General features: G+C 61.5%; 21 protein-coding genes. 8 read left to right on the plus strand and 13 right to left on the minus strand.

Going from position 1 to position 23323, the window contains the following annotated elements:
* Window positions 1-240 precede the first annotated feature (240 nt).
* From pepN to L6D74_RS23370, 6 genes are read right to left on the minus strand one after another with little or no spacing between them, the layout of a single operon-like run.
* The gene (gene pepN, locus L6D74_RS23345; protein WP_236190604.1) at window positions 241-2898 is read right to left on the minus strand and encodes an aminopeptidase N; all 2658 of its coding nucleotides are present in this window, start codon (window positions 2896-2898) and stop codon (window positions 241-243) included.
* A gap of 10 nt (window positions 2899-2908) precedes the next feature.
* Entirely contained in the window at window positions 2909-3739 is an 831-nt protein-coding gene (locus tag L6D74_RS23350; protein WP_064595529.1) for a DUF2797 domain-containing protein, read from the minus strand.
* Window positions 3736-3996, minus strand: a complete 261-nt coding sequence (locus L6D74_RS23355; protein ID WP_011333626.1) for a YeaC family protein — start codon at window positions 3994-3996, stop codon at window positions 3736-3738. Before L6D74_RS23355 ends, L6D74_RS23350 begins: the two co-directional genes overlap by 4 nt.
* 30 nt (window positions 3997-4026) lie before the next feature.
* On the minus strand, window positions 4027-4896 hold the full coding sequence (locus L6D74_RS23360; RefSeq protein ID WP_236190605.1) for a rhomboid family intramembrane serine protease: 870 nt from the start codon (window positions 4894-4896) through the stop codon (window positions 4027-4029).
* A complete protein-coding gene (locus L6D74_RS23365; RefSeq protein WP_172829526.1) occupies window positions 4893-5867 on the minus strand; it encodes a metallophosphoesterase in 975 nt (324 codons plus the stop codon). Before L6D74_RS23365 ends, L6D74_RS23360 begins: the two co-directional genes overlap by 4 nt.
* A complete protein-coding gene (locus tag L6D74_RS23370) occupies window positions 5864-6754 on the minus strand; it encodes an NAD(+) kinase (RefSeq protein ID WP_011333623.1) in 891 nt (296 codons plus the stop codon). Before L6D74_RS23370 ends, L6D74_RS23365 begins: the two co-directional genes overlap by 4 nt.
* Before the next feature lie 115 nt (window positions 6755-6869).
* Between L6D74_RS23370 and L6D74_RS23375 the strand changes: the two genes are divergently transcribed.
* Window positions 6870-7820: a DUF1853 family protein gene (locus L6D74_RS23375; protein WP_236190606.1), complete on the plus strand. Its 951-nt coding sequence runs from the start codon at window positions 6870-6872 to the stop codon at window positions 7818-7820.
* Window positions 7821-7894: 74 nt separating this feature from the next.
* Here the strand turns inward: L6D74_RS23375 and L6D74_RS23380 are convergent, their stop codons facing one another.
* On the minus strand, window positions 7895-9178 hold the full coding sequence (locus tag L6D74_RS23380) for an arsenic transporter (protein WP_064595516.1): 1284 nt from the start codon (window positions 9176-9178) through the stop codon (window positions 7895-7897).
* 168 nt (window positions 9179-9346) lie between these two features.
* A complete protein-coding gene (locus tag L6D74_RS23385) occupies window positions 9347-9904 on the minus strand; it encodes an NADPH-dependent FMN reductase (protein WP_007956924.1) in 558 nt (185 codons plus the stop codon).
* 185 nt (window positions 9905-10089) lie between these two features.
* Between L6D74_RS23385 and L6D74_RS23390 the strand changes: the two genes are divergently transcribed.
* On the plus strand, window positions 10090-10326 hold the full coding sequence (locus L6D74_RS23390; protein ID WP_007956926.1) for a hypothetical protein: 237 nt from the start codon (window positions 10090-10092) through the stop codon (window positions 10324-10326).
* A gap of 85 nt (window positions 10327-10411) precedes the next feature.
* Window positions 10412-11305: a LysR substrate-binding domain-containing protein gene (locus L6D74_RS23395; RefSeq protein WP_236190607.1), complete on the plus strand. Its 894-nt coding sequence runs from the start codon at window positions 10412-10414 to the stop codon at window positions 11303-11305.
* Here the strand turns inward: L6D74_RS23395 and L6D74_RS23400 are convergent.
* The 3 genes from L6D74_RS23400 to dnaQ all read right to left on the minus strand — a co-directional run bounded on the left by L6D74_RS23400 (window position 11271) and on the right by dnaQ (window position 15069).
* Entirely contained in the window at window positions 11271-11885 is a 615-nt protein-coding gene (locus L6D74_RS23400) for a GNAT family N-acetyltransferase (RefSeq protein ID WP_085648926.1), read from the minus strand. The genes L6D74_RS23395 and L6D74_RS23400 overlap by 35 nt on opposite strands.
* A 14-nt stretch (window positions 11886-11899) precedes the next feature.
* Window positions 11900-14155, minus strand: coding sequence for an Orn/Lys/Arg family decarboxylase (locus L6D74_RS23405; protein WP_236190608.1), 2256 nt, complete (start codon window positions 14153-14155; stop codon window positions 11900-11902).
* Between the two features lie 155 nt (window positions 14156-14310).
* Window positions 14311-15069 carry a DNA polymerase III subunit epsilon gene (gene dnaQ / locus L6D74_RS23410; RefSeq protein WP_039770804.1) on the minus strand — a complete coding sequence of 253 codons (759 nt, stop codon included), beginning with the start codon at window positions 15067-15069 and terminating at the stop codon, window positions 14311-14313.
* Window positions 15070-15257: 188 nt separating this feature from the next.
* Between dnaQ and L6D74_RS23415 the strand changes: the two genes are divergently transcribed.
* Entirely contained in the window at window positions 15258-15563 is a 306-nt protein-coding gene (locus L6D74_RS23415) for a DUF2388 domain-containing protein (RefSeq protein ID WP_064595508.1), read from the plus strand.
* On the opposite strand, the gene rnhA is transcribed toward L6D74_RS23415, so the two are convergent.
* Window positions 15564-16025, minus strand: coding sequence for a ribonuclease HI (rnhA, locus tag L6D74_RS23420; RefSeq protein WP_039770807.1), 462 nt, complete (start codon window positions 16023-16025; stop codon window positions 15564-15566).
* 92 nt (window positions 16026-16117) lie between these two features.
* Complete coding sequence (locus L6D74_RS23425) at window positions 16118-16876, minus strand: methyltransferase domain-containing protein (protein WP_011333614.1); 759 nt, start codon at window positions 16874-16876, stop codon at window positions 16118-16120.
* Window positions 16877-16941: 65 nt separating this feature from the next.
* On the opposite strand from L6D74_RS23425, the gene gloB reads away from it, so the two are divergent.
* The 4 genes from gloB (at window position 16942) to L6D74_RS23445 (ending at window position 23320) form a co-directional block, all read left to right on the plus strand.
* Window positions 16942-17709, plus strand: coding sequence for a hydroxyacylglutathione hydrolase (gene gloB, locus L6D74_RS23430; protein ID WP_236190609.1), 768 nt, complete (start codon window positions 16942-16944; stop codon window positions 17707-17709).
* 99 nt (window positions 17710-17808) lie between these two features.
* A complete protein-coding gene (locus L6D74_RS23435; RefSeq protein WP_064595503.1) occupies window positions 17809-19284 on the plus strand; it encodes a transglycosylase SLT domain-containing protein in 1476 nt (491 codons plus the stop codon).
* Between the two features lie 365 nt (window positions 19285-19649).
* Window positions 19650-21482, plus strand: a complete 1833-nt coding sequence (locus tag L6D74_RS23440) for an extracellular solute-binding protein (protein WP_236190610.1) — start codon at window positions 19650-19652, stop codon at window positions 21480-21482.
* Entirely contained in the window at window positions 21479-23320 is a 1842-nt protein-coding gene (locus tag L6D74_RS23445; RefSeq protein WP_236190611.1) for an extracellular solute-binding protein, read from the plus strand. Before L6D74_RS23440 ends, L6D74_RS23445 begins: the two co-directional genes overlap by 4 nt.
* Window positions 23321-23323: the final 3 nt, after the last annotated feature.

A 23323-nucleotide genomic window follows, 5' to 3' on the forward strand; every position in this document is an offset into this window, starting at 1 on the left:
CTGAAACCCAACCCCCTCACCCCAGCCCTCTCCCCGAGGGAGAGGGAGCCGACCGAGGTGTATTGCGCGATACATCGACCTGAAGAATCGAGTCGATTATGGATTCGGTAAAGCAGGATCAGGTCGGCGTAAATCTGAAGCATCCCGCAATCAGTCCCCTCTCCCTCCGGGAGAGGGTTAGGGTGAGGGCTGGATCTAAAGTTGAAACACCATCTCAAGACCAACCCAAAACGACCAGCCTCAAGCCAAACTCTTGCTCACCACCTCATACACATCACTGGACAGCTGCCCCGAAGCCAAAATCCGCTCCAGTTCCGCCTTCATCAGCGCCTGACGAGCGCCGTCATACTTGCGCCAGCGGGTCAGCGGCGCCAGTTGACGCGAAGCGATTTGCGGGTTGAAGCCGTTCAGCTCAATCACCAAATCGGCGAGGAAGCGATAACCAGAGCCATCCGCCGCGTGGAAGTTGATCAGGTTCTGCCCGGCGAACGCACCGACCAGCGCACGCACCTTGTTCGGGTTCTTGATGTTGAACGCCGGGTGCTGCATCAGCGCTTTCACCCGCTCCAGACCGCCCGGCAAGGTGCTGCCGGCCTGCACGCTGAACCACTGATCCATGACCAGCGGATTGTCCTTGAAGTGCTCGGCGAAACTGGCCAGTGCGGTGGCTTTCTGCTCGTCGAACGGCGAGTTGACCAGCACCGCCAGCGCGGTCAGGCGTTCGGTCATGTTGTCGCAGCTGTCGAACTGTTCCAGGGTTGCTGCCAGCACTTCCGGCTTGCCGCTGAGCATCAGGTACGACAGCGCGATGTTCTGCAACGCGCGACGGGCGAAGTGCTCGGCTTCGGCCACGTACGGGGTTTGCTTCGACAGGTCGCGGTTGGCCTGATAACGCAGCCACAGGGCCTCGAACAGGTTGTCCGCCAGTTGCTGACGGGCGAATTCGCGGGCGGTGTGGATCGCGTCGACGTCGGCGATTTCGCTGATTTCGGTCAGGTACGCCTCACTTGGCAGCGAGAGCATTTCCGCGACCATCGCCTGATCCAGTGTTTCGTCCGACAGCACGGTGCGCAGCGCGGAAACCAGACGCGGGTCGAGCACCAGGCTTTCGCCCTTCTGCTGCTGGCCGATCAACTCTTGCAGCACCTGCACCGACAGTTGCTGGCCGGCATCCCAACGATTGAAACCATCGGTGTCGTGCTGCATCAGGAACATCAGCTGATCGCGGTTGTACGGGAAGCTCAGTTTCACCGGCGCCGAGAAGCCACGCAGCAAGGACGGCAGCGGTTGTTCGGCGATGTCGACGAAGGTGAAGGTCTGCTCGGCTTCGGTCACCGAAATCACCCGGGTGGTGCCTTGAGCCGAGGCTTCGCCGGCCAGACGCAGGGCAATCTCGTTGCCTTGGCTGTCGAGCAGGCCCAGTTCGACCGGGATCACGAACGGCAGTTTTTCAACCTTGTCCGGGGTTTCCGGGCAGCTCTGGCGGAAGGTCAGGCTGTAGGTTTTCGCGGCGGCGTCGTAAGACTCGCTCACCGCCAGACGCGGTGTGCCGGCCTGGCTGTACCAGCGCTTGAACTGAGTCAGGTCGACGCCGTTGGCATCTTCCATGGCCTTGATGAAGTCATCGCAGGTCACGGCCTGGCCGTCGTGGCGTTCGAAGTACAGATCGCTGCCCTTGCGGAAGCCTTCGGCGCCCAGCAGGGTGTGGATCATGCCGACCACTTCCGAGCCCTTTTCGTACACGGTCAGGGTGTAGAAGTTGGAAATCTCGATGAAGCTGTCCGGGCGCACGGCGTGGGCCATGGGACCTGCATCTTCGGCGAACTGGTGGGTACGCAGGTACGCCACGTCCTGAATGCGCTTGACCGTGGCCGAGTTCATGTCAGAGGAGAAACCGGCATCGCGGAACACCGTGAAGCCTTCTTTCAGCGACAGCTGGAACCAGTCGCGGCAGGTCACGCGGTTGCCCGACCAGTTGTGGAAGTATTCGTGGGCGACGATCGCTTCGACCCGCTGGTGCGCGGCGTCGGTGGCGGTTTCGGCGCGGGCCAGCACGGCGCTGGAGTTGAAGATGTTGAGGCCCTTGTTCTCCATGGCGCCCATGTTGAAGTCGTTCACGGCGACGATCATGAAGATGTCCAGATCGTACTCGCGACCGTAGACCTCTTCGTCCCAGCGCATCGACTTCTTCAGGCTGTTCATGGCGTGCTGGCACTTGTCGATGTTTTCCGGCTCGACATAGATGCGCAGCGCCACATTGCGGTTGGTCATGGTGGTGAAGGAGTCTTCAACGCACCACAAGTCACCGGCCACCAGCGCAAACAGGTACGCCGGTTTCATGAACGGGTCTTCCCAGGTCGCCCAGTGCCGGCCATCTTCGCCAGGGCCGCTGGCGATCGGGTTGCCGTTGGACAGCAAAACCGGATAGCTGTGCTGCTCGGCCACTACGGTGGTGGTGAACTTGCTCATCACGTCCGGACGGTCGAGGTAATAGGTGATCTTGCGGAAGCCTTCGGCCTCGCACTGGGTGCAGAACATCGTGCCGGACTTGTACAGGCCTTCCAGTGCAGTGTTGGTTTCCGGGTGGATCCTGACGCTGGTGTCGACCGTGAAGGTTTCGCTGGCCGGTTGCAGGGTCAGGTGATTTTCCGTCAGCTGGTAGTCGGCGGCGCTCAGTTCCTGGTCGGCCAGGGTCACCGAGAGCAACTCCAGTTGCTGGCCATCGAGCACCAGCGGCGGCAGGCCCGGGCCACGGGCCGGGTTGCGGCGCATCACCAGTTGCGCGTGGACCAGACTGTGGTCCTCGAACAACTCGAAGGTCAGGTGTGTTTCGTCGATCAGGTACTCGGGCGCCTGATAGTCCTTCAGGTAAATCATCTTCGGTTGTTCGGTGCGCATGCTGAAGTCCTTATTGATGCACGGCGAGCTGGTAGGCCGTGTATTTACGAATGTTGATCACGCCGGTGTCGAAGATCAGGTACTGGCCCTTGATCCCCAGCAGCGTGCCTTCGGCAATCGGGTTCTTGTCCAGGTTGAAGCTGACGATCTTGGCCGGGTACTGCTCGACCGGGTAGCGGATTTCCAGCGGATCGACATCGGCGATGGTCTGAATGGCCTGGAGACCGAATCGCTCCTGCAAACCTTGCAGACCCGGGGCGCAGCTTTCGAACAGTTGATCGCGCACCTGCGCCAGATCCACCGCCGCCGCGTCGCCCTTGAGCAAGGCGCGCCAGTTGGTCTTGTCCGCCACCTGGCTGCGGAACAGGTCTTCGACGAAGCCCGACTGCTGCCGCGTCGAAACGCGCATGATCGGCAGCGCCTGACTGGCGCCCTGGTCGAGCCAGCGGGTCGGCAACTGGGTGGCGCGAGTGATGCCGACCTTGATCCCCGACGAATTGGCCAGGTAGACGATGTGGTCGGTCATGCAGAACTTCTCGCCCCACTCCGGCTCACGGCAGGTGCCGGCCTCGAAGTGGCAGCGCTCCGGGCTCATGATGCAAATGTCGCACTGGGCGAGTTTGGTCATGCACGGATAGCAGTAGCCTTGACTGAAACTGGTCTTGGTCCTGCGCCCGCAATGGGTGCAGTGAATCGCCCCCAGGTATTCCAGACGCACCGTGCTGCCGATCAACGGGTTGACCGGCACCTCGACGTCATCCAGACGAAACGCGTACTGCACGTTCGGCCCGTCCAGGCGCGCCGACATTTTGCTGATTGCACCGCGGCCGATCTCGATCAATGGAGGGCGTCCGACTTGAACAGGATGTTCGGCACTTCGATCGACTTCGACGCGCATTCCTGCGGGCCCATGTAACCGGTGCGCTCTTCCTCGGGCAGGTTCTGCATTTCCCAGGCGATCATCGCCTGCAACGACAGCTCGCGCTGCTCGGCGGTGAGTTTGCCGCCGTCGGACCATTTGCCGATCTCTACCGCCAGTTTCAGGCTCTGGTAGATGTCCGGGGTGATGTTCTTGATCAAATCGTTAAAAGAGGACATCAGGGTCTCCGTGCTCTTTATTCAAAAAATTCAGGCGGCCAGTTTACGGCGGTTGTACAAACCGCCCAACAAACCGGTTAAGCATCCGATGAGTAACCCGCTGACGTGGGCAGCGTTGGCGATTTCGCCGAAACCGATCATCGAGATCAGCCCGGACATGCACACCAGCAACCACACCAGCATCATTGCCAGCACGCCGCGCGGCAGGCGATAGGCCGGGTTCGGCGCCAGCAACTGGAAGATCCAGCAGTGACCGAGCAATCCGTAAAGTACGCCGGACAGGCCGCCGAACAGGCTCGGGCCGCTCCACGCGAATTGCGCATAGTTGGAAACCAGGCCGAACAGCAGCGTCAGACCGATCAGGTTGACGCTGCCCTGGCGCGACTCGATGCGCCGCCCCAGCTCCCAGTACCACATGCCGTTCATGGCCAGGTGCAGGATGCCGAAGTGGATCAGCATCGGCGTAAACAGGCGCCACCACTGCCCCGCTGCCAGGCTGTCGGCCAGTGGTGTGAAGTGGATGTAGTCGCCAACCACGCGGAAATCGAGGAAGGTCAGCCAGCGCATCGTCTCGAGGTTATCGCCGAGAAACGTCAACCCGCCGACGATCAGGCTCAGCAGCAGAATGAACCCGGTGGCCTTGGCATGTTTCAGTTGTTCGGCAAAGCTCGGGCGCTTGAACGTCGGCGCCACCGGAATTTCCAGCTGCTGATCGGGGTCGCCCGCCGGGAAACGCTCGTACAGCGAGCGCACGTCGTCGCTGATTTCCGAGGGCACCCACAACACCTGCTCGCCCGCCTCTTCGCTGACACGATGGGGCACTTGCATGCGTTGCAGCAGTTTGACGAAACCACTCAGGTCCGCCGCCAACGGCACACGCAAGACGGCTATGGCACTCATCGCAGCACCTCCGGCCGCTCGACGTCGACCCAGACAAATTTATGCGGATCGAGGCGGGTTTCCTGATCCAGACGATAGGCCACCAGTTTGCCGTAGAGCACCGCGCTGTAATCCAGGCACGCGAGGTTGGGGCGGATCGGCGCCGGTTTGCCGCTGCGCCAGTAATGACCGACGAACAGCAACGGCTCATCGACGCCGTAGCGCAACAGAGAATTCTTTTCGCTGGAGGTCAGCGGCTTCTGCGCCACCGGCTCCGGCAGTGCGTCGGGCTGAAACACGATGTCGCCGTAGGTTTGCGGGTCGTCTTCCCAGAACTTGGTGCGGAAGAACGAACGCACCAGGCCATCGCCGCTGGTCATGGTCAGGCCATCCGGCAGGCGCATGTCGGTGCCGCGCAGCAGGCGATCGAACACGGTGCAGGCGAAACTGCCCGGCACCGCCGAGGCCTGAAGGAAGTGCTCGTCGATGCAGCCATCGGGGAACAGCGCGCGCAGCGGCTCGATCAGGCCGGCATCCCAACAGGCATGCACCACGCGGAAACGTCCGGCGTCGACGAACAGCGGCAGTTGGTAGAACCATTGCTGGAAGTCGTGCCAGTCACCCGGATGGTTTTCGAACTGGGTCAGGGTTTCATGCAGCAGGCGGGCATGGCGCGGGGTGTGTTCACGGACGAACTGCTTGCCGCTGCCCGGAGGCGCCGGAGTGCTCCAGCCGAGTGCGTTGAACTCGTGGTTGCCCATGATGCACAACGCCTGACCGGCCTCGACCATATCGTGGACGATGTGCAGCGCCTCGCGAATCCGCGGGCCGCGGTCGATGATGTCGCCGACAAACACGGCCATGCGCGACGGATGCCGCCAGACCCCGCCCTGCTTGTGATAACCGAGACGGTCCAGCAGGTGTTCCAGGGTCAGGGCGCATCCGTGCACGTCACCAATCAGGTCATAACTGCGCGCGGGATCGAGCATCAGTCGCCTCCACCACCCAACTTGCTGCCCCAGCCGAGCTTGGTCCGGCAGACTTCGTAGTAGTTGTGGTCGAGCGGATGGATCAGCCGCAGCTTCTGCGCTTTCTTGCTGACGGTGATGGTGTCGCCCGGCGCGCAGGTGAAGTGGTTCTGCCCGTCGCAGGAGACCTGCGGGTAGATCTGCATATCTTTGGACACGACGATTTTCAGCTCACTGTTGCCATCGACCACGATCGGTCTGCCCGACAAGGTATGGGGGTACATCGGCACAATCACAATAGCGTCAAGCTTGGGATGCATGATCGGGCCACCGGCGGACAGTGCGTACGCGGTGGAACCGGTCGGAGTGGCGACGATCAGGCCGTCGGCCTTCTGGCTGCAGACGAACTGGCCGTCGATGTACAGCTCGAACTCGATCATCCGCGTCGATTTGCCCGGGTGCAGCACCACGTCGTTCAGCGCATCGCCCTGGCCGATGGCTTCGGCGTGGCGACGGACTTCGGCTTGCAACAGGAAGCGGTTTTCCACCAGATAATGGCCGTCGAGCACTTCGGCGACCTTGATTTCCAGCTCGTCGGGGCGAATATCGGTGAGAAAGCCGAGGCTGCCACGGTTGATCCCGAGTACCGGAATATTGTGTTTGGCCAGTGCCCGCGCCGCGCCGAGCAGGCTGCCGTCACCGCCGACCACGATCACCATGTCGCAGACTTCGCCGAGCATCTTGCGCGACGAAGTTTGCAGGCCATGGCCCGGCAGGACTTCGGCGATGGTGTCTTCGAGAATCACATGCAGGTGACGATCGAGCAGGAAGCGTTTCAGTCGGCGGACGGTATCCAGCACCTGGGAGCTGCCCAGGCGACCGATGATGCCGATATTACGAAATTGCTCCATGGGACTCCTGCGGGGGACTGAGACGGCGAAAAGCACGATTATGGGCGAAAGCGCCGGATAGACAAAATCCTTTCAGCCCCAAGGCTGCACCGGTGTTTGAGGCTATGCTCGCAAGATGATCCTATTTCCCGATTTGCTGCAGTTGCCCCACCAGTTACGTCACCCGGAGGTGCGTGATCTGGCGTGGGTGATCCTCGCCCCGCCGATGCTCGCCGCTACCCCGTGGCCGCAGCGCCATCCGCTGGCGGGCAGCGACTGGGTCAGCGACCCCGAGCGGCTGGAACACTGGTTGCGCCAGCTCGACCGCGACAGTTACGGCCTGCTGCACTGGCTGTCCCAGGCCCGCACCCGGCGCCTGGGCCTGTATTACGAGCGGTTGTGGCAATTTGCGGTGGAGCAGGCGCCAGGCATCGAACTGATCGCCGCCAACCTGCCGATCCGCCGCGAAGGTCACACCCTCGGCGAGCTGGACATGCTGCTGCGCGACCGCGACGGCGTGCATCACCTGGAACTGGCGATCAAGCTCTACCTCGGCCCACAGAACGGCGACGGGCATGATCCGGCGTCGTGGCTGGGGCCGGGCTGTCATGATCGACTGGATCGCAAACTGGCGCATTTGAGCGAACATCAGCTGCCGATCTCCGCGCGCCCGGAAAGCCGCGAAGTGCTGGCGGCGCTGGATGTCGGATCGTTCAGTGCGCAACTGTGGCTGGGCGGATACTTGCTGTATCCGTGGCCCGGCCAGTCGGTGCCACCCAGCGGCGCCCATCCTCAGCATTTGCGTGGCAGTTGGCTGCATCAGAAAGACTGGCCGGCGTTTGTCGCTCAGCGCCCGGCCGGACGCTGGCAACCCCTGCCCCGCCACGCCTGGCTGGCGCCGGCGCACTACCCGGCGGAGCAGACCTGGAGCAACGGGCATTTGCAGGCCTGGCTCGATGAACTCGAACCGCTGGCCCCGGCGCAACTGATGGTGCGCCTGACCGAAAATGCCCGGGGCGAATGGGAAGAAGCCGAGCGGCTGTTTCTGGTGTCGGACCTGTGGCCGAATGTGCCGGGCCAATCCTGATTTCTGTGCCGTCTGATCCGGCCCCTTCGCTGGCAAGTCGAGTCGTCGCACCGCAGCGATTGAGCCGACTCGGTCTAAATGGAAAGTCTCACGGCGAGTGCCGCCAAGGTCACCAACAGAACCGGCACCGTCAGCACGATCCCGACCTTGAAGTAATACCCCCAGCCGATCTTGATGTTCTTGCGCTCCAGCACATGCAGCCAGAGCAAGGTCGCCAGACTGCCGATCGGGGTGATTTTCGGCCCCAGGTCGCTGCCGATCACGTTGGCGTAGATCATCGCTTCCTTCACCACACCGCTGGCCTGGCTGGCATCGATCGACAGCAGACCGACCAGCACCGTCGGCAGGTTGTTCATGATCGAGGACAACAAGGCCGTCAGCACCCCGGTGCCCATCGCCGCTCCCCATACACCGTAATCGCCGAATACATTGAGCCACCCGGCCAGATAATCGGTGAGCCCGGCGTTGCGCAGCCCGTAGACCACCAAATACATGCCCAGCGAGAAAATCACGATCTGCCACGGCGCCTCTTTCATCACCTTGCGCGTGGAGATCTTGTGCCCGCGCGCGGCAATCGCCAGCAACAGCGCCGCGCACACCGCCGAGATCGCACTGATCGGAATGCCCAGCGGCTCCAGCGCGAAACAGCCGATCAGCAGAATCACCAGCACCGCCCAACCGGCGTAGAACGTGGCTTTGTCGTGAATGGCGGTTTGCGGATGTTCAAGCTGTTCCGGGTCGTAGGCCTTGGGAATGTCGCGGCGGAAGAACCACAGCAACATGCCCAGCGTGGCAGCGACGCTGACGAAGTTGACCGGCACCATCACCGCCGCATACCGGTTGAATCCGATGTGAAAGAAATCGGCCGAGACGATATTCACCAGGTTCGACACCACCAGCGGGAGGCTCGCGGTGTCGGCAATGAACCCCGCGCCCATGACGAACGCCAGGGTCGCCGCCGGAGAAAAACGCAGGGCCAGCAGCATGGAAATCACGATGGGCGTGAGGATCAGCGCCGCCCCGTCATTGGCGAACAATGCCGAGACCAGCGCACCCAGCAGCACCATGAAGGCAAACAGCTTGCGCCCGCTGCCCCGTCCCCACCGCGCTACGTGCAACGCCGCCCAGGCGAAGAACCCCGCCTCGTCGAGCAACAGGCTGATGATGATCAGCGCTACGAACGTGCCGGTGGCGTTCCAGATGATTTGCCATACCAGCGGGATGTCGCTCAGATGCACCACGCCGAAAATCAGCGCAACGATGGCGCCGAATGTTGCACTCCAGCCGACCCCGAGGCCTTTGGGTTGCCAGATCACCAGGGTAATGGTCAGCAGGAAAATCAGTGAAGCAGCGAGCATTCGCGACAGCCTTCAGTAAAAGAAAAATTGAACCGCACCACAAAACCTGTGGGAGTGAGCCTGCTCGCGATGGCGGTGTGTCATTCAACTGATGTGCCAGCTGATACACCGAGACCGCGAGCAGGCTCACTCCCACAGGGTCGATATCTTGTCAGAAAAATCAGCGAATCACTTCTTGTGCTGCGCCACCCACTCGCCAAAAGCATTGATGAAACTTTGCAGGAACGGCTTCACCGACTCGTTCAGTTTCCCCGCCTCATCGAACGCCGTACCCGCGCCACCCAGGTAGGCTTCCGGCTGCTGCATGCACGGCACGTTGAGGAAAACGAAGGACTGACGCAAATGCTGGTTGGCGCCAAAACCGCCGATGGCACCCGGCGAAACGCTGATCACCGCTCCCGGTTTGCCGCTCCAGACACTCTTGCCATAGGGCCGCGAACCGACGTCAATGGCATTCTTCAAAGGCGCCGGCACCGAGCGGTTGTATTCCGGGGTGACAAACAGCAGAGCGTCGGATGAGCCCACTTTTTGCCGGAAAGTGCTGTAGGCTGCCGGCGGTGAATCGCCGTCGATGTCTTCGTTGTAGAGTGGCAGATCGCCAATTTCGACAATGTTCAGCTTGAGATTGGCCGGTGCCAGTTCCGCCAGCGCCAGGGCGACCTTGCGGTTGATGGACGCCTTGCGCAGGCTGCCGACCACTACTGCGACGTTATAGACATTGCTCATTGGAAGACTCTCGACTGTCCGTGGGAGGAGCCAGTAGTTATAGATGATCCGATGACGATTCCACCAGACGCCGAAGGTTATTTCCCGCGTCTGGAATATTTTTTTCATGTAGGAAAACTTACCAAGCTCGATGACGGTCTACCAAGCCGCAAATCAAGCGTTTTATCTCCAGAGGTTCTAAGCAGATGGCAGCAGTACTCGTCGGTCAGTTCCATGCAAGAGATGCGGAAGGCCGCGTTTATTCCGTGCATGAGTTCCAGGAATCCAACCCGTCGGCAGACGGTTTCACCGGCACGGAGCCCGTTACCACCTACAAGCTGGCGATTGGCGACCGCGTCAACAAGATCGACGACAACGAGTTCCTGCTGGTTCAGTCGGGCATCACCCTGATCCGCGAACCCGAGCCATCGGTCGCTTCATAACCGATCGTTATGAGCAGAAGTCATCCGCGCCGAGTTGGGGTAGGATTCAGCCACTGACCCCAACGGCCGGACATGGACTTCACGCATGCGTTTACGTCATATCGAAGTGATTCAGGCGCTTTTGCAGACCGGTCACGTGGGCACCGCCGCCGAATGGCTGCAACTACCGGCGCCCGAGGTCGAGGAGCGTTTGCGCGAAGCCGAGAGTCAGCTTGGTTTCATGCTGTTCGCCAGCGTACGCGGACGACTTCAGCCAACCCCGGAGGCCCGGGCGCTGCAAGTCGAGATCGGCCACATCTATGAAGCGCTGGAACCGGTGCAACGGCTGGCCAGCAGCCTCAAGCAATATCTCGCCCCACCCTTGCGGATCATCGGCACCCCGCCGCTGGCCCAGCAACTGCTGCCGCAAAGCCTCGCCGCCCTGCGCCGGCACCTGCCCGACGTGCCCTGCACCCTGCTCAGCGAGCCGACCCGCGACATCGTCCGCCACCTGCTGCTGCGCGACAGCGATCTGGGCCTGAGCCTGCACGATCCACAACACCCCGATATCCATTGCCAGCCGCTGGCCCAGGGCAAGTTGCAATTGCTTGCGCCCCACGGCTGGCTGCAACCGAAGCAGAAATACATTTCCCTGCAGGATCTGGGCGGTCAGGCGATGGTCGGCCTCGAGGGCCAGGACCCGCTGAGCCCGGCCCTGGAAAACAAGCTCCAGGCCCTGCGCCCGGCGCCGACCATCCAGACCCGGGTGCAGACCCACCAGATGATGCGCAGCATGGTAGAAGCCGGCGAAGGCCTGGCGATCGTCGACCCGTTCACTGCCCTTGGTGCGCGGGCGGGCGGTCTCGATGTCTGCCCGTTGTCGCCGGCGGTGCCGATCAGCCTCTATGCCCTGACCTTCAAACACGCCACGCCGTCAGCGGCGATTCAGACGCTGCTCGGGATCGTCACGGAACAAGCCGAGGCGATGCTGGCGAACTGATCGGATGCTCCAGCGGGTTATCGAACAATCGATACCAGAACAGCGCCACTTCGGCGGTGTTCGGATCGATGCCGCGATAACGCAAGTGGTCGATGCCGCCGATCACATACCCGCAGCGCTCATACAGACGGCAGGCGCCGAGGTTGTTGTTCTGGGTTTCCAGCATGATCCCCGGCAGCTTTTTCTTGCGGCTCCAGAACTGCGCCACGTCCAGCAAGGCCTTGGCCACACCATGGCGCCGTGCCGGAGCGTGAACCGCCAGTTCATCGATATGGGCGAAGCCGTTCCAGTTAGTGCTGATCACCAGATGCCCGACCGGCTCATCCTCCAGGTACGCCATGAAAATCGCACTGTCAGCGGCGTCGCGAAAGCTGCTGAACTCCTCCGGATCGATGCCGTAGCACTTGCGATACGGCACGATAGGCGTCACGGCCCATTGCGCCACGGGTTTGCCGATTTCGGCCGTGCCGTAGGCGGCCACCTCGAAGCTGAAATCGCTGCCCCAGATGTAAGCGGCAAAACCGTCGTCGGCGACTCGCACCGACAACCCTGGGTATTTCGGATTCATGACCGGTTGCATACTCGGGAAAGCCCTCATTCCTTGACGCAATCGACGGTGTATTGCCGTCCATTGCCCTCATCTTCGTGTTGCAGACCGTGCACATCGACCACAAACCCCGGAAACATTGCGTCGAACGTGCGGGCAAACCTGAGGTATTCGATGATCGAGCGCGTGGATTCGGTAAAGCGTTCGCCAGGCATGATCAGCGGAATGCCCGGCGGGTACGGCACCAGCATCACCGCTGCCACCCGGCCTTCCAGCTCATCGATCGGCACCGCCTCGACTTCGCCGCGCACCAACTGGTCGTAGGCGTGGGCCGGTTTCATCGCGATTTCCGGCAGCACCGTGTACATGCGCTTGAGGTGTTTGGCGGTGGCGTTGCTGCGATAGCAGGCGTGGAGTTGATCGCACAGATCGCGCAGGCCCATGCCGCGATAACGCACAGGATCTTCCTGGGCGACACACTTCAGGCAGGTGTCGAGACTGACGTTGGCGTCGTAGCTGCGCTTGAACTCCAGCAGTTCGGTCAGCAGCGTGCTCCACTTGCCCTTGGTGATACCCATGGAGAACAGCACCAAAAATGAGTACAGGCCGGTTTTCTCCACCACCAGTCCGCGCTCCCAGAGGAAACGGCTGACCACTGCCGCTGGAATGCCCTTGTCGCTCAAAGCGCCGCCAGCAGTCAGGCCCGGCATCACCAAAGTCACTTTGATCGGATCGAGCAGCACATAATCGTCGCTGACCTCGCCGAAACCATGCCAGTCCGCGTCGGGCTGCAGCAGCCAGTCCTCGGTCTGCACCCGGTCGATGCCTTCGACACCCGGCGGCTGCCAGATCGAAAACCACCAGTCGTCGGCGGCAATGTGCTGGCGCAGATTGGCCAGCGCCCGGCGAAAGCTCAGGGCTTCGTCGAAGGTTTCCTGTAGCAATGAACGTCCGGCCGGCCCTTCCATCATCGCCGACGCCACGTCCAGCGAAGCAATGATGCTGTACTGCGGCGACGTCGAGATGTGCATCATGAACGCTTCGTTGAACCGGTCGCGATCCAGCTTCCGCGCCCCGCCGTCCTGCACATGAATCATCGAAGCCTGACTGAACGCCGCCAGCAGTTTGTGGGTGGAATGGGTGGTGAACACCAGCGGACTGTCCTCGCTGCGCGAGGTGGCCATGCCGTAACGACCGGCGAAAAATTCGTGAAACGCGGCGTAGGCGTACCAGGCCTCGTCGAAATGCAGGACTTCGACACTGTTGCCCAGACTCTGCTTGATCAGCTCGGCGTTGTAGCAGAGGCCGTCGTAGGTGGAGTTGGTGATCACCGCCAGTTTGACTTTCGGTTCGCGGCCCTTGGTCAACGGGCTGGCATCGATCTTGGCCTGGATCGATTCGCGACTGAATTCACTGAGCGGAATCGGGCCGATGATGCCCAGCTCGTTGCGCTCCGGGCACAGGTACAGCGGAATCGCGCCAGTCATGATGATCGCGTGCAACACCGACTTGTGGCAGTTGCGATCCACCAGCACCAGATCATCGCGCCCGACCATCGAGTGCCAGACGATCTTGTTGGCGGTCGAGGTGCCGTTGATCACGAAAAACGTGTGATCGGCGCCGAAATTGCGCGCGGCGCGTGCTTCCGCCTCGGCCAGCGGCCCGGTGTGGTCGAGCAATGAGCCCAGCTCCGGGACCGACACCGACAAATCCGAGCGCAGGGTGTTTTCCCCGAAGAACTGGTGAAACGCCTGCCCCACCGGACTCTTGTGATAAGCCACCCCGCCGCCATGGCCCGGGGTATGCCAGGAATAATTGGAATCGGCGGTGTGCTGCACCAGCGCCTTGAAGAATGGCGGCAACAGGCCGTCCAGGTACTTGCGTGCCGCCCGCGCCACTTGCCGGGCGAGAAACGGCACCGTGTCTTCGAACAGGTAGAGAATGCCGCGCAACTGATTGAGCTCGGCCATGGCATCGGCCGGGGCGTTTTCCAGGGTGACTTGCTCGCCGAGGGCAAAAATCGGCAGATCCGGCGCCCGCACCCGGGCCAGACCGATCAGTTCGGCCATGTTCTGTAACAGATGGGAGTTGGTGCTGGCGTCTTCGGCGGCAATCAGCATGCACGCCAGACCATAGTGGGTCGACGCCACCAGCCGTCCTTCGGTGTAGTCCGTGGCCGAAACGATACTGAAACCTTCCAGCTCCAGCTCTCGGGCGATGCCGCGAATGCGTTCACCGGCAACCGTGTCGGCCTTGATGTCGCGGTGGACGATCAACACCGGGAACTTCAAATCTTTGTACATGAGGCTCAGTGTCCTGAGGCGGCGGAGAGTGATCTGCCAATGTCCTCAGGGTAGAGGGTCGGAGCGGATGTGGCGAGGGTGGCCAGTTGTCAGTACTGCCAAAAACAAAGGATCGCCTGAACACGGCCTGGATGTTCGGGCGATCCTTTTTTGCCTTACGCCTGAGCTTCGGCTTCCAGCAGTTGAGTCCACAACGCCGGGGCACCGGCCGATTTGGCGATGATTTCCAGGCGCACCTGGTGTTCGGCCAGCTCGGCTTCGGTAGCGCGAATGATCCGCCCCGGTTTGCGATCTGCCGGCAGACGGCGGATTTCGGTGGCCGAGTTGTCCGCGCCCTCGCCCGTGCCATTGCCGTCGGAGGCGTTGCCGGCCAGCGACAGGCTGGTCTGGCCACCGGTCATGGTCAGGTAGACGTCGGCGAGAATCTCCGAGTCGAGCAATGCGCCGTGCAGCTCACGGCCGGAGTTGTCGACGCCGTAGCGTTTGCACAGGGCATCGAGGCTGTTGCGCTGACCCGGGTGACGTTCCCGGGCCATCATCAGGGTGTCGAGGATCGTGCAGTGCTGCGTGATGTCCGCGCGATCCTGCTGGCCCATCAGGGCGAATTCATTGTTGATGAAGCCAACGTCGAACGCCGCGTTATGGATGATCAGCTGCGCGCCGTTGATGAACTCGAAAAATTCGTCGGCCACTTCGGCGAAGCGCGGCTTGCCGACCAGGAATTCGTTGGTGATGCCGTGAACGGCGATCGCGCCTTCATCACTCTCGCGATCCGGTTGCAGGTAAACATGAAAGTGCCGGCCCGTCAGACGTCGACCGATCAGCTCGACACAACCGATTTCGATAATCCGGTGGCCGTCGGTCACCGGCATGCCGGTGGTTTCGGTATCGAGTACAACGGATCTGGTGGCCATCAGTGTTCAGCTCTCAACGGGGTCAATCGTGCAAAAGCGGCGATGTTAACACGCTCGCGGTACGCGTCGCGCGCCGTCAGGTGACCGGCGCTCATGCAGTTTTTAACAATCATTAGCAATGTTCATAAAGTCGGCGGCAAACCGCCTTGTTAGCGTGCGCGGCTTGTTTCCTGCGGATTGAGAGCGTCATGAAGACTGCATACGTTTTAATGCTCGGCGGCTGCCTGCTGGCGGCCGAGGCGCACGCCACCAGTTTCGTCATCAGCACCGACATCACCATGAGCCTTACGCTCAGCTCCAGCAAAGGCACCAGCGGTTCGTTCAAGGACGACAAGATCGTGTTGGCGGCCAAGGATGACGCCGCGGCGTTCGTTGCCAGCGACGGGGACATTCGCGGCGCACAGATGGAAGCGGCGCTGACGCGAATTCGCAGCCTGCTGCCAGGTCAGCCCTATACCGACCTGCAACTGGCCACGGCCATTTTGATGCTTTGATCAATCCTGCTTGTAACCGCGAACCTCATCCACCCCACGGTTGGCCAACTGGTCAGCCCGTTCGTTGCCGTGGTGGCCGATGTGGCCGCGGACCCATTTCCAGGTGACCTTGTGGCGGTTGACCTGCTCATCCAGCTCTTTCCACAGGTCAGCGTTTTTGACTGGCTCCTTGGCGGCGGTTTTCCAGCCGCGTTTCTTCCAGTTGGCCATCCACTCGTTGATGCCTTTCATCACATATTGCGAGTCGGTGACCAGCAGCACTTCGCACGGACGCTTGAGGGCTTCGAGGCCGCGAATCGCGCCGAGCAACTCCATGCGGTTGTTGGTGGTGTTGGCTTCGCCGCCCCACAGTTCCTTTTCGACGCCCTTGCACACCAGCAAGGCGCCCCAGCCGCCGGGGCCGGGGTTGCCTTTACAGGCGCCGTCAGTGAACAGTTCTACGCTATCGACGCTTTCGCTCATGCCAGTCTATCCAGAAAAAATGCGTGGCCTCGCCGATCACGGATCGACGATGGCCAAGGCCGGGATATACCCGGCCATAAATAAAAGAAGGTTTACGGTTCGATGCGCCGGCGATTGACCTTGGCCATCGGCAGCGGAATCAGCTTGCCCATCGGCTCGCGGCGTTCCTGACGCACCGGACGCAGGCCGACCACGATCTTGCGCGCGACCAGTAAATAGAAGCCGCCGCCCGACAGTTGCCAATCGCCGGCCTTGCGTTCCCAGCCGGCCAGACGGGCCTGCCACTTGGGTGACGCGAGCGGCGGACGATAGCACCCGAAGCGGCGTTTCTCCAGCGCGAAGCCCAGCAGGTTAAGCCAGTCCGCCACCCGCGACGGCGAGATACAGCGCGCCTGATGCAAGGCGTCATGGGCGAACACGTGGCGCAGCCCCCAGGTGCTCCAGGGGTTGATGCCGACAATCAGCAGATGCCCGCCGGGGCGCACGCTGCTGGCCGCTTCGCGCAGAAGACCGTGGGGCGACAGACAGAAATCCAGGCCGTGCTGCAACACCACCACATCGGCGGCGTGCTCGCTCAACGGCCAGGCCTGTTCTTCGCAGACGATCTCCACGCCCGGCAAGGGCGCGCCCAGCCGCACGTTGCGCTGCACCTGCGGCGCCGACGGCGGCGTTTCGGCGGACGGGCCGTAATGCACCAGATAGCCGCCGAAGAACCGGCCCAGCTCGTCTTCGAGCATGCGCCGTTCTTCGTCCAGCAGAAATTGCCCGAGGGGGCCGGACAGCCATTCACGGGCTGCACCGATCAGCGCGAGCCAGTCAGGATCGGCCTGAGCGAACGCTTTATCGATCATTGCATTCTCCAACACGCCAGGAACCTCTAAGATGCGCCAATGTTACCCGCTTGGCGAATTCGACGATGATACAGATCAGTGCCCTGCCCGCCTTCACCGACAACTACATCTGGTTGTTACAGGATCATGCCACCCAGCGTTGCGCGGTGGTCGATCCGGGGGATGCCGCCCCCGTGCAGGCGTGGCTCGACGCGCATCCGGGCTGGGTGCTCGACGACATCCTCATCACTCACCATCACCACGACCATGTCGGCGGCGTCGAGACGCTGAAAAAGGCCACCGCTGCCACGGTCTACGGACCGGCCAGCGAAAGCATTCCGGGGCGCGACGTGGCCCTCAAGGACAACGACACGGTGCGCGTGCTCGGCTGGGACTTCGACGTCCATGCCGTTCCCGGCCACACCCTGGGACACATCGCCTACTACCATCATGGCCTGCTGTTCTGTGGCGATACCCTGTTCGCTGCCGGCTGCGGCCGTTTGTTCGAAGGCACGCCGCAACAGATGCACCAGTCGTTGAGCCGTCTGGCGGCGCTGCCGGAAGACACCCTGGTCTACTGCACCCACGAATACACCCTGAGCAACCTGAAATTCGCCGCCGCCGTGGAGCCGGGCAACCGGGACATCGCCGCCCGTCTGGAAAAAGTCAGCCAGCAACGTGCGAATGGCGTGATGACGCTGCCCTCGACGCTTGCGCTGGAAAAGCTCACAAACCCGTTTTTGCGCACCGGTGAAATATTGGTTACACAAAAAGTGGACGAACGGAACGGCCCTCAAAACCGGGCGCCGAGTGAGGTTTTTGCGGCTCTGCGGGCATGGAAAGATACGTTCTAAGTGGCTCCCTGCCTGGCACAAAAATTCTGAATGGTTGACCGCAGGGGGTGCGCTTTCTAGAATCGCCCGACATTTTTGCCCGGAACTTACTTCCAGCCAATGTCGTCATCCATACGTAAGTCCGTCAATTCAGATGCATTGACCCGCCTGGCGCAAGCCATCGCGGTGGCTGTGTCCGCCACACTGGCGGGCTGTTCCAGCCATGCTCCGCAGACTGAAGCGACACATACGCCGAACATTGCTGCGCGAGCCAAGCAGAAGCCCATCTGGTTGTCGGAAAAGCCCAGCCCGCAGGTGCCTCAGGACATCTGGGAACGCATGCGCGGTGGCTTCCAGCTTCAGGAAGGTCTGGGCGTGAACCCGCGCATCGAGCAACAGCGCCTGTGGTTCGCCAGTAACCCTTCCTTCCTCGAGAACGCCGGCGAACGCGGCAGCCTCTACATTCATTACATCGTCGAGCGCCTCGAAGAACGCAACATGCCGCTGGAACTGGCGCTGCTGCCGGTCATCGAAAGCGCCTACAACCCGATGGCCTATTCCCGGGCCGACGCGGTGGGCCTCTGGCAGTTCATCCCGTCCACCGGGCGCTATTTCAACCTGCGTCAGACCCGTTTCTACGATGGCCGTCGCGACATTACTGCCTCGACCACGGCAGCGATGGACTACCTGACCCGCCTGCACGACATGTTCAACGGTGACTGGTTGCTGGCACTGGCCGCGTACAACGCCGGCGAAGGCACGGTCAGCCGCGCCATCGAACGCAACGAAAAGCTCGGCCTGCCGACCGACTACTGGAACCTGCCGCTGCCGGCGGAAACCCAAGCCTACGTGCCGAAACTGCTGGCGCTCTCGCAAGTGGTCCTGACGCCTGAAGCCTATGGCGTGAACCTCAACCCGATCGCCAACGAACCGTATTTCCAGGTCGTCGAAATCAACCAGCGCATGGACCTGTCCAAGGTCGCGGCGGTGGCCAACATCGACGAAGACGAGCTGTTCCAGCTCAACCCCGCCTTCAAGCAGCGCACCACCATCGACGGCCCGCAGCACCTGCTGGTGCCGACCTCGAAGGCGCAGTTGCTGACCGCCAGCCTGCAGACCATGCGTCCTGACGAACTGATCAGCCCGCGTTCGCTGAAACCGGTGTTCGAAGGCGCCGATCCGAGCGAGATCGCCCAAGCCAAGCGTGCCTATCGGGTCAAGCGTGGCGACAACCTCGGTTCCATCGCCAAGGCCAACAAGGTCGAGGTCAAGGACCTGCAACGCTGGAACAAGCTCACCGGCAAGAACCTCAAGGTCGGCCAGACCCTGGTCATGCAGGACACCAGCAAGCGCACACCGGCGCGCAGCAGTGGCGGGCGCATCAACACGGTCATCGCAGCCAACAGCAAGACCAGCAGCAAGACCAGAGAAAAGGACGACGGTAAACAGACCCAGTACAAGGTTAAACGCGGCGACACGCTGTACGTGGTAGCCAAGCGTTTCAACGTCGAGATGCAGCACCTCAAGCGCTGGAACCCGGGCGCCGGCAAGGCGCTCAAGCCTGGGCAGATGCTCACGGTCTACCAGCCGCACTGACCAAGAGCCCCTGAATTTCAGGGGCTTTTTTTCGCTTGGATCAAAAGCCTTCCCTCACCCTAGCCCTCCCGAAACGTCGGACCGCCCGTAGGGAGAGGGGACCGATCCGGGGATATTGGAGATCTACGCCGACTTGAACGACTTGCTTTGAATCCATAATCGACTCGGTTTTTCAGGTCGATGTATCACGAAAGACATCGCCGTCAGTTCCCTCTCCCTCCGGGAGAGGGTTAGGCGGGCGGCGTTCCGATGAGGGAGCGCTTTCCTTTGCCGATTAACCCCACATTAACCTCTGTCTTTTTCCTGTCCATACAAGCTGTTACTGTACGGCCCACAAAGCCCAAGCCGCCTGGATCGGATCTGACTTGAAGCGTCCCCTCCTCCTGCTCCTGATCAGCCTGGCCTTGAGCTCCCCCGTCAGCGCGACGATCACCGAAAGCCACGGTTATGCGCAGTTCGGCACGCTCAAGTACCCGGCCAGATTTACCCACTTCGACTGGGTCAACCCGCAAGCGCCCAAGGGCGGTACGTTGCGGGTGATGGCGTTTGGCACCTTCGATACGCTCAACCCCTACACGTTCAAGGGCACCAGCCCGGTCACCACGGCGAATTTCCTGCAATACGGCATCAACGAGCTGAACGAGCCGCTGATGGTCGGCACCGGGCAATACGCGCCGTCCGGTGACGAACCGGCGTCCAGTTACGGTTTGATCGCCCAGTCGGTGGAGTACAGCGAAGATCGCAGCTGGGTGGTGTTTAACCTGCGCCCGCAAGCGCACTTCCACGACGGCACGCCGATCACCGCTTACGACGTGGCGTTCTCCTACCGTTTGCTGCTCAAGGAGGGTCATCCGCTGTACCGCACCGCCCTTCAGGAAGTACTGCGCGTCGATATCCTCAACCCGCAACGCATCCGGTTTGTGCTTAAGCGCAGCGGCAATCCGTTGCTGATCCTGCGTCTGGGCGAATTGCCGGTGCTGCCCCAGCATTACTGGAAGGGCCGGGATTTCAAGGCCACCACCTTCGAGCCCCCACTGGGCAGCGGGCCGTACCGCATCACCTCGGTCACACCGGGCCGGCAGTTGATTTTCGAGCGGGTCAAGGACTACTGGGGCAAGGACCTGCCAGTCAATCGCGGCAAATACAACTTCGATCGCATGGAAGTCGAGTTCTACCGCGACAGCGATGTGGCCTTCGAAGCGTTCAAGGCCGGCGAGTTCGACATCTATATCGAGCATCAGGCGAAGAACTGGGCCAATGGCTACAACTTCCCGGCCGTGCGCCGTGGCGACGTGATCAAGGCGCAGATCCCGCACCAGATCCCGACCCAGAGCCAGGGTCTGTTCATGAACACCCGGCGCGCGACCTTCGCTGACGTCAAGACCCGCGAAGCCCTCGGCCTGATGTTCGACTTCGAGTGGACCAACCGCGCCTTGTTCAGCGAGGCCTACAAGCGCACCACCAGCTACTACCCCAACAGCGAGTTCAGCGCCGTCGGCCTGCCGGTCGGCCATGAATGGCTGATGCTCAAGCCGTACAAGGATCAACTGCCGGCGCGTCTGTTCACCGAACCGTTCACGCTGCCGCAGACCGACGGGCGCGGCATCCCCCGGGAAACCATGCGTAAAGCCCTGGCGTTGCTGGCTGACGCCGGCTGGAAGCTCAACGGCCAGCGCCTGCAGAACGCCGCCGGCCAGCCGCTGCGCTTCGAGCTAATGCTGGTCAATCCCAGCCTGGAGCGTCTCTATCAGCCGTACATCGAGAACCTCAACAGTATCGGCATCGAGGCGCGCCTGCGCACCGTCGATCGCGCGCAGTACAAACAGCGCCTCGATCAATTTGATTTCGACATGATCTCGATGACGCTAGGCCAGACCTTAAGCCCGGGCCTGGAACAATGGCAGTACTTCCACTCCAGCCAGGTAAACGTCAAGGGCAGCAAGAATTACGCGGGCATCGCCAATCCGGTGGTCGATCATCTGCTTGAACACTTGCTCGCCGCGCAAACCCGCGACGAACAAGTCGCCGCCGGCAAGGCACTCGACCGAGTGTTGCTCTGGCAGCACTACAGCATTCCCAACTGGTACCTCAATTATCACCGTCTGGCGTACCGCAACCGGTTCGCCTTCGTCACCACGCCGCCCTACACCCTGGGCCTGAGCGCGTGGTGGCTGAAATCTTCGGAGAAAGATCGATGAAGCCTATCCGCGCCCTGCTTGTGCAGGCCAGCGGTCTGCTGTTCGCCGGGCTGGCTTGTGCCGCCCCGCAACACGCCGTGACCCTGTACAACGAGCCGCCGAAATACCCCGCCGACTTCAAACACTTCGATTACGTGAACCCCGACGCACCCAAGGGCGGAATCTTCCGCCAGGCCGGCTTCGGCGGCTTCGACAGCCTCAATCCTTTCATCAGCAAAGGCGTGCCGGCGGACGATATCGGGCTGATCTACGACACCCTGGCCAAACAGGGCCTGGACGAGCCATTCACCGAATACGGCCTGATCGCCAGCAAGATCGAAAAGGCCCCGGACAACAGCTGGGTGCGCTTCTACCTGCGTCCCGAAGCGAAGTTTCACGACGGCCACCCGGTACGCGCCGACGACGTGGTGTTCAGCTTCCAGACCCTGACCAAGGAAGGCGCGCCGATGTATCGCGGTTACTACGCCGACGTTGAGGAGGTAATCGCCGAAGATCCGCTCAAGGTGCTGTTCAAGTTCAAGCACACCAACAACCGCGAGCTGCCGCTGATTCTCGGACAGTTGCCGGTGCTGCCCAAACATTGGTGGGCCGAGCGTGATTTCAACAAGGGCAACCTGGAAATTCCTCTTGGCAGCGGCCCGTACAAGGTCACCCAAGTGAAGGCCGGGCGTTCGGTGCGTTACGAGCGGGTCAAGGACTACTGGGGCAAGGACCTGCCGGTCAATCGCGGTTTCTACAACTTCGACGCAATGACCACCGACTATTACCGCGACAACACCGTCGCACTGGAAGCGTTGAAAGCCGGGCAGTTCGATTACTGGCTGGAAATGGCCGCGAAAAACTGGGCCAATGCCTACAACGTGCCAGCAGTGACCGAAGGGCGGCTGATCAAGGAACAGATTGCCAACAGCAACCCGACCGGCATGCAGGGCTTCGTCTTCAATCTGCGCCGTCCGGTGTTTCAGGACGTGCGGGTACGCCAGGCCCTCGGCCTGCTGTTCGACTTCGAATGGACCAACAAGCAATTGTTCAACGGCGCTTATGCGCGCACCCGCAGCTACTTTGAAAACTCGGAAATGGCCGCCACCGGCCTGCCGGATGCAGAACAGGTGGCAATCCTCGATCCGTTCCGCAGCCAGCTGCCGGCGCAGGTGTTCAGCGAAGCCTTCGAGAATCCGAAAACCGACGCCAGCGGCATGATCCGCACGCAACAGCGCGAGGCGTATCAGCTGCTGCAAGAGGCCGGCTGGAAAATCGTCGACGACAAAATGGTCGACGCCACTGGCAAACCGGTAGCCATCGAATTCCTGCTGGCGCAAACCGAATTCGAGCGCGTGTTGTTGCCGTTCAAGCGCAACCTCAGCGATCTGGGCATCGATCTGGTGATTCGCCGCGTCGACGTCTCGCAATACGTCAATCGCGTGCGTTCGCGGGATTTCGACATGATCGTAGGCAGCTTCCCGCAGTCCAACTCGCCGGGTAACGAACAGCGCGAGTTCTGGATGAGCGCCGCCGCCGACAAGTCCAGCAGCCGCAATTCAATGGGCCTCAAGGACCCGGTGGTCGACCATCTGGTGGAAAACCTGATCAACGCCGATTCGCGCAAAAGCCTGGTGGCCCACGCCCGCGCTCTGGACCGCGTGCTGCAATGGGGCTACTACGTGATCCCCAACTGGCACATCAAGACCTGGCGCGTGGCGTACTGGAACCACATCGGCCACCCGAAAGTCTCCCCCAAATACGACATCGGCATTAACACCTGGTGGGTCAAACCCGATGCGAAACCTGCGGTAGAAGTCGAAACCCAACTGCAAGCCGACCCTGTGGGCACGGAGTAATCA

It is taken from the genome of Pseudomonas pharyngis (assembly GCF_021602345.1).
Classification (GTDB): domain Bacteria; phylum Pseudomonadota; class Gammaproteobacteria; order Pseudomonadales; family Pseudomonadaceae; genus Aquipseudomonas; species Aquipseudomonas pharyngis.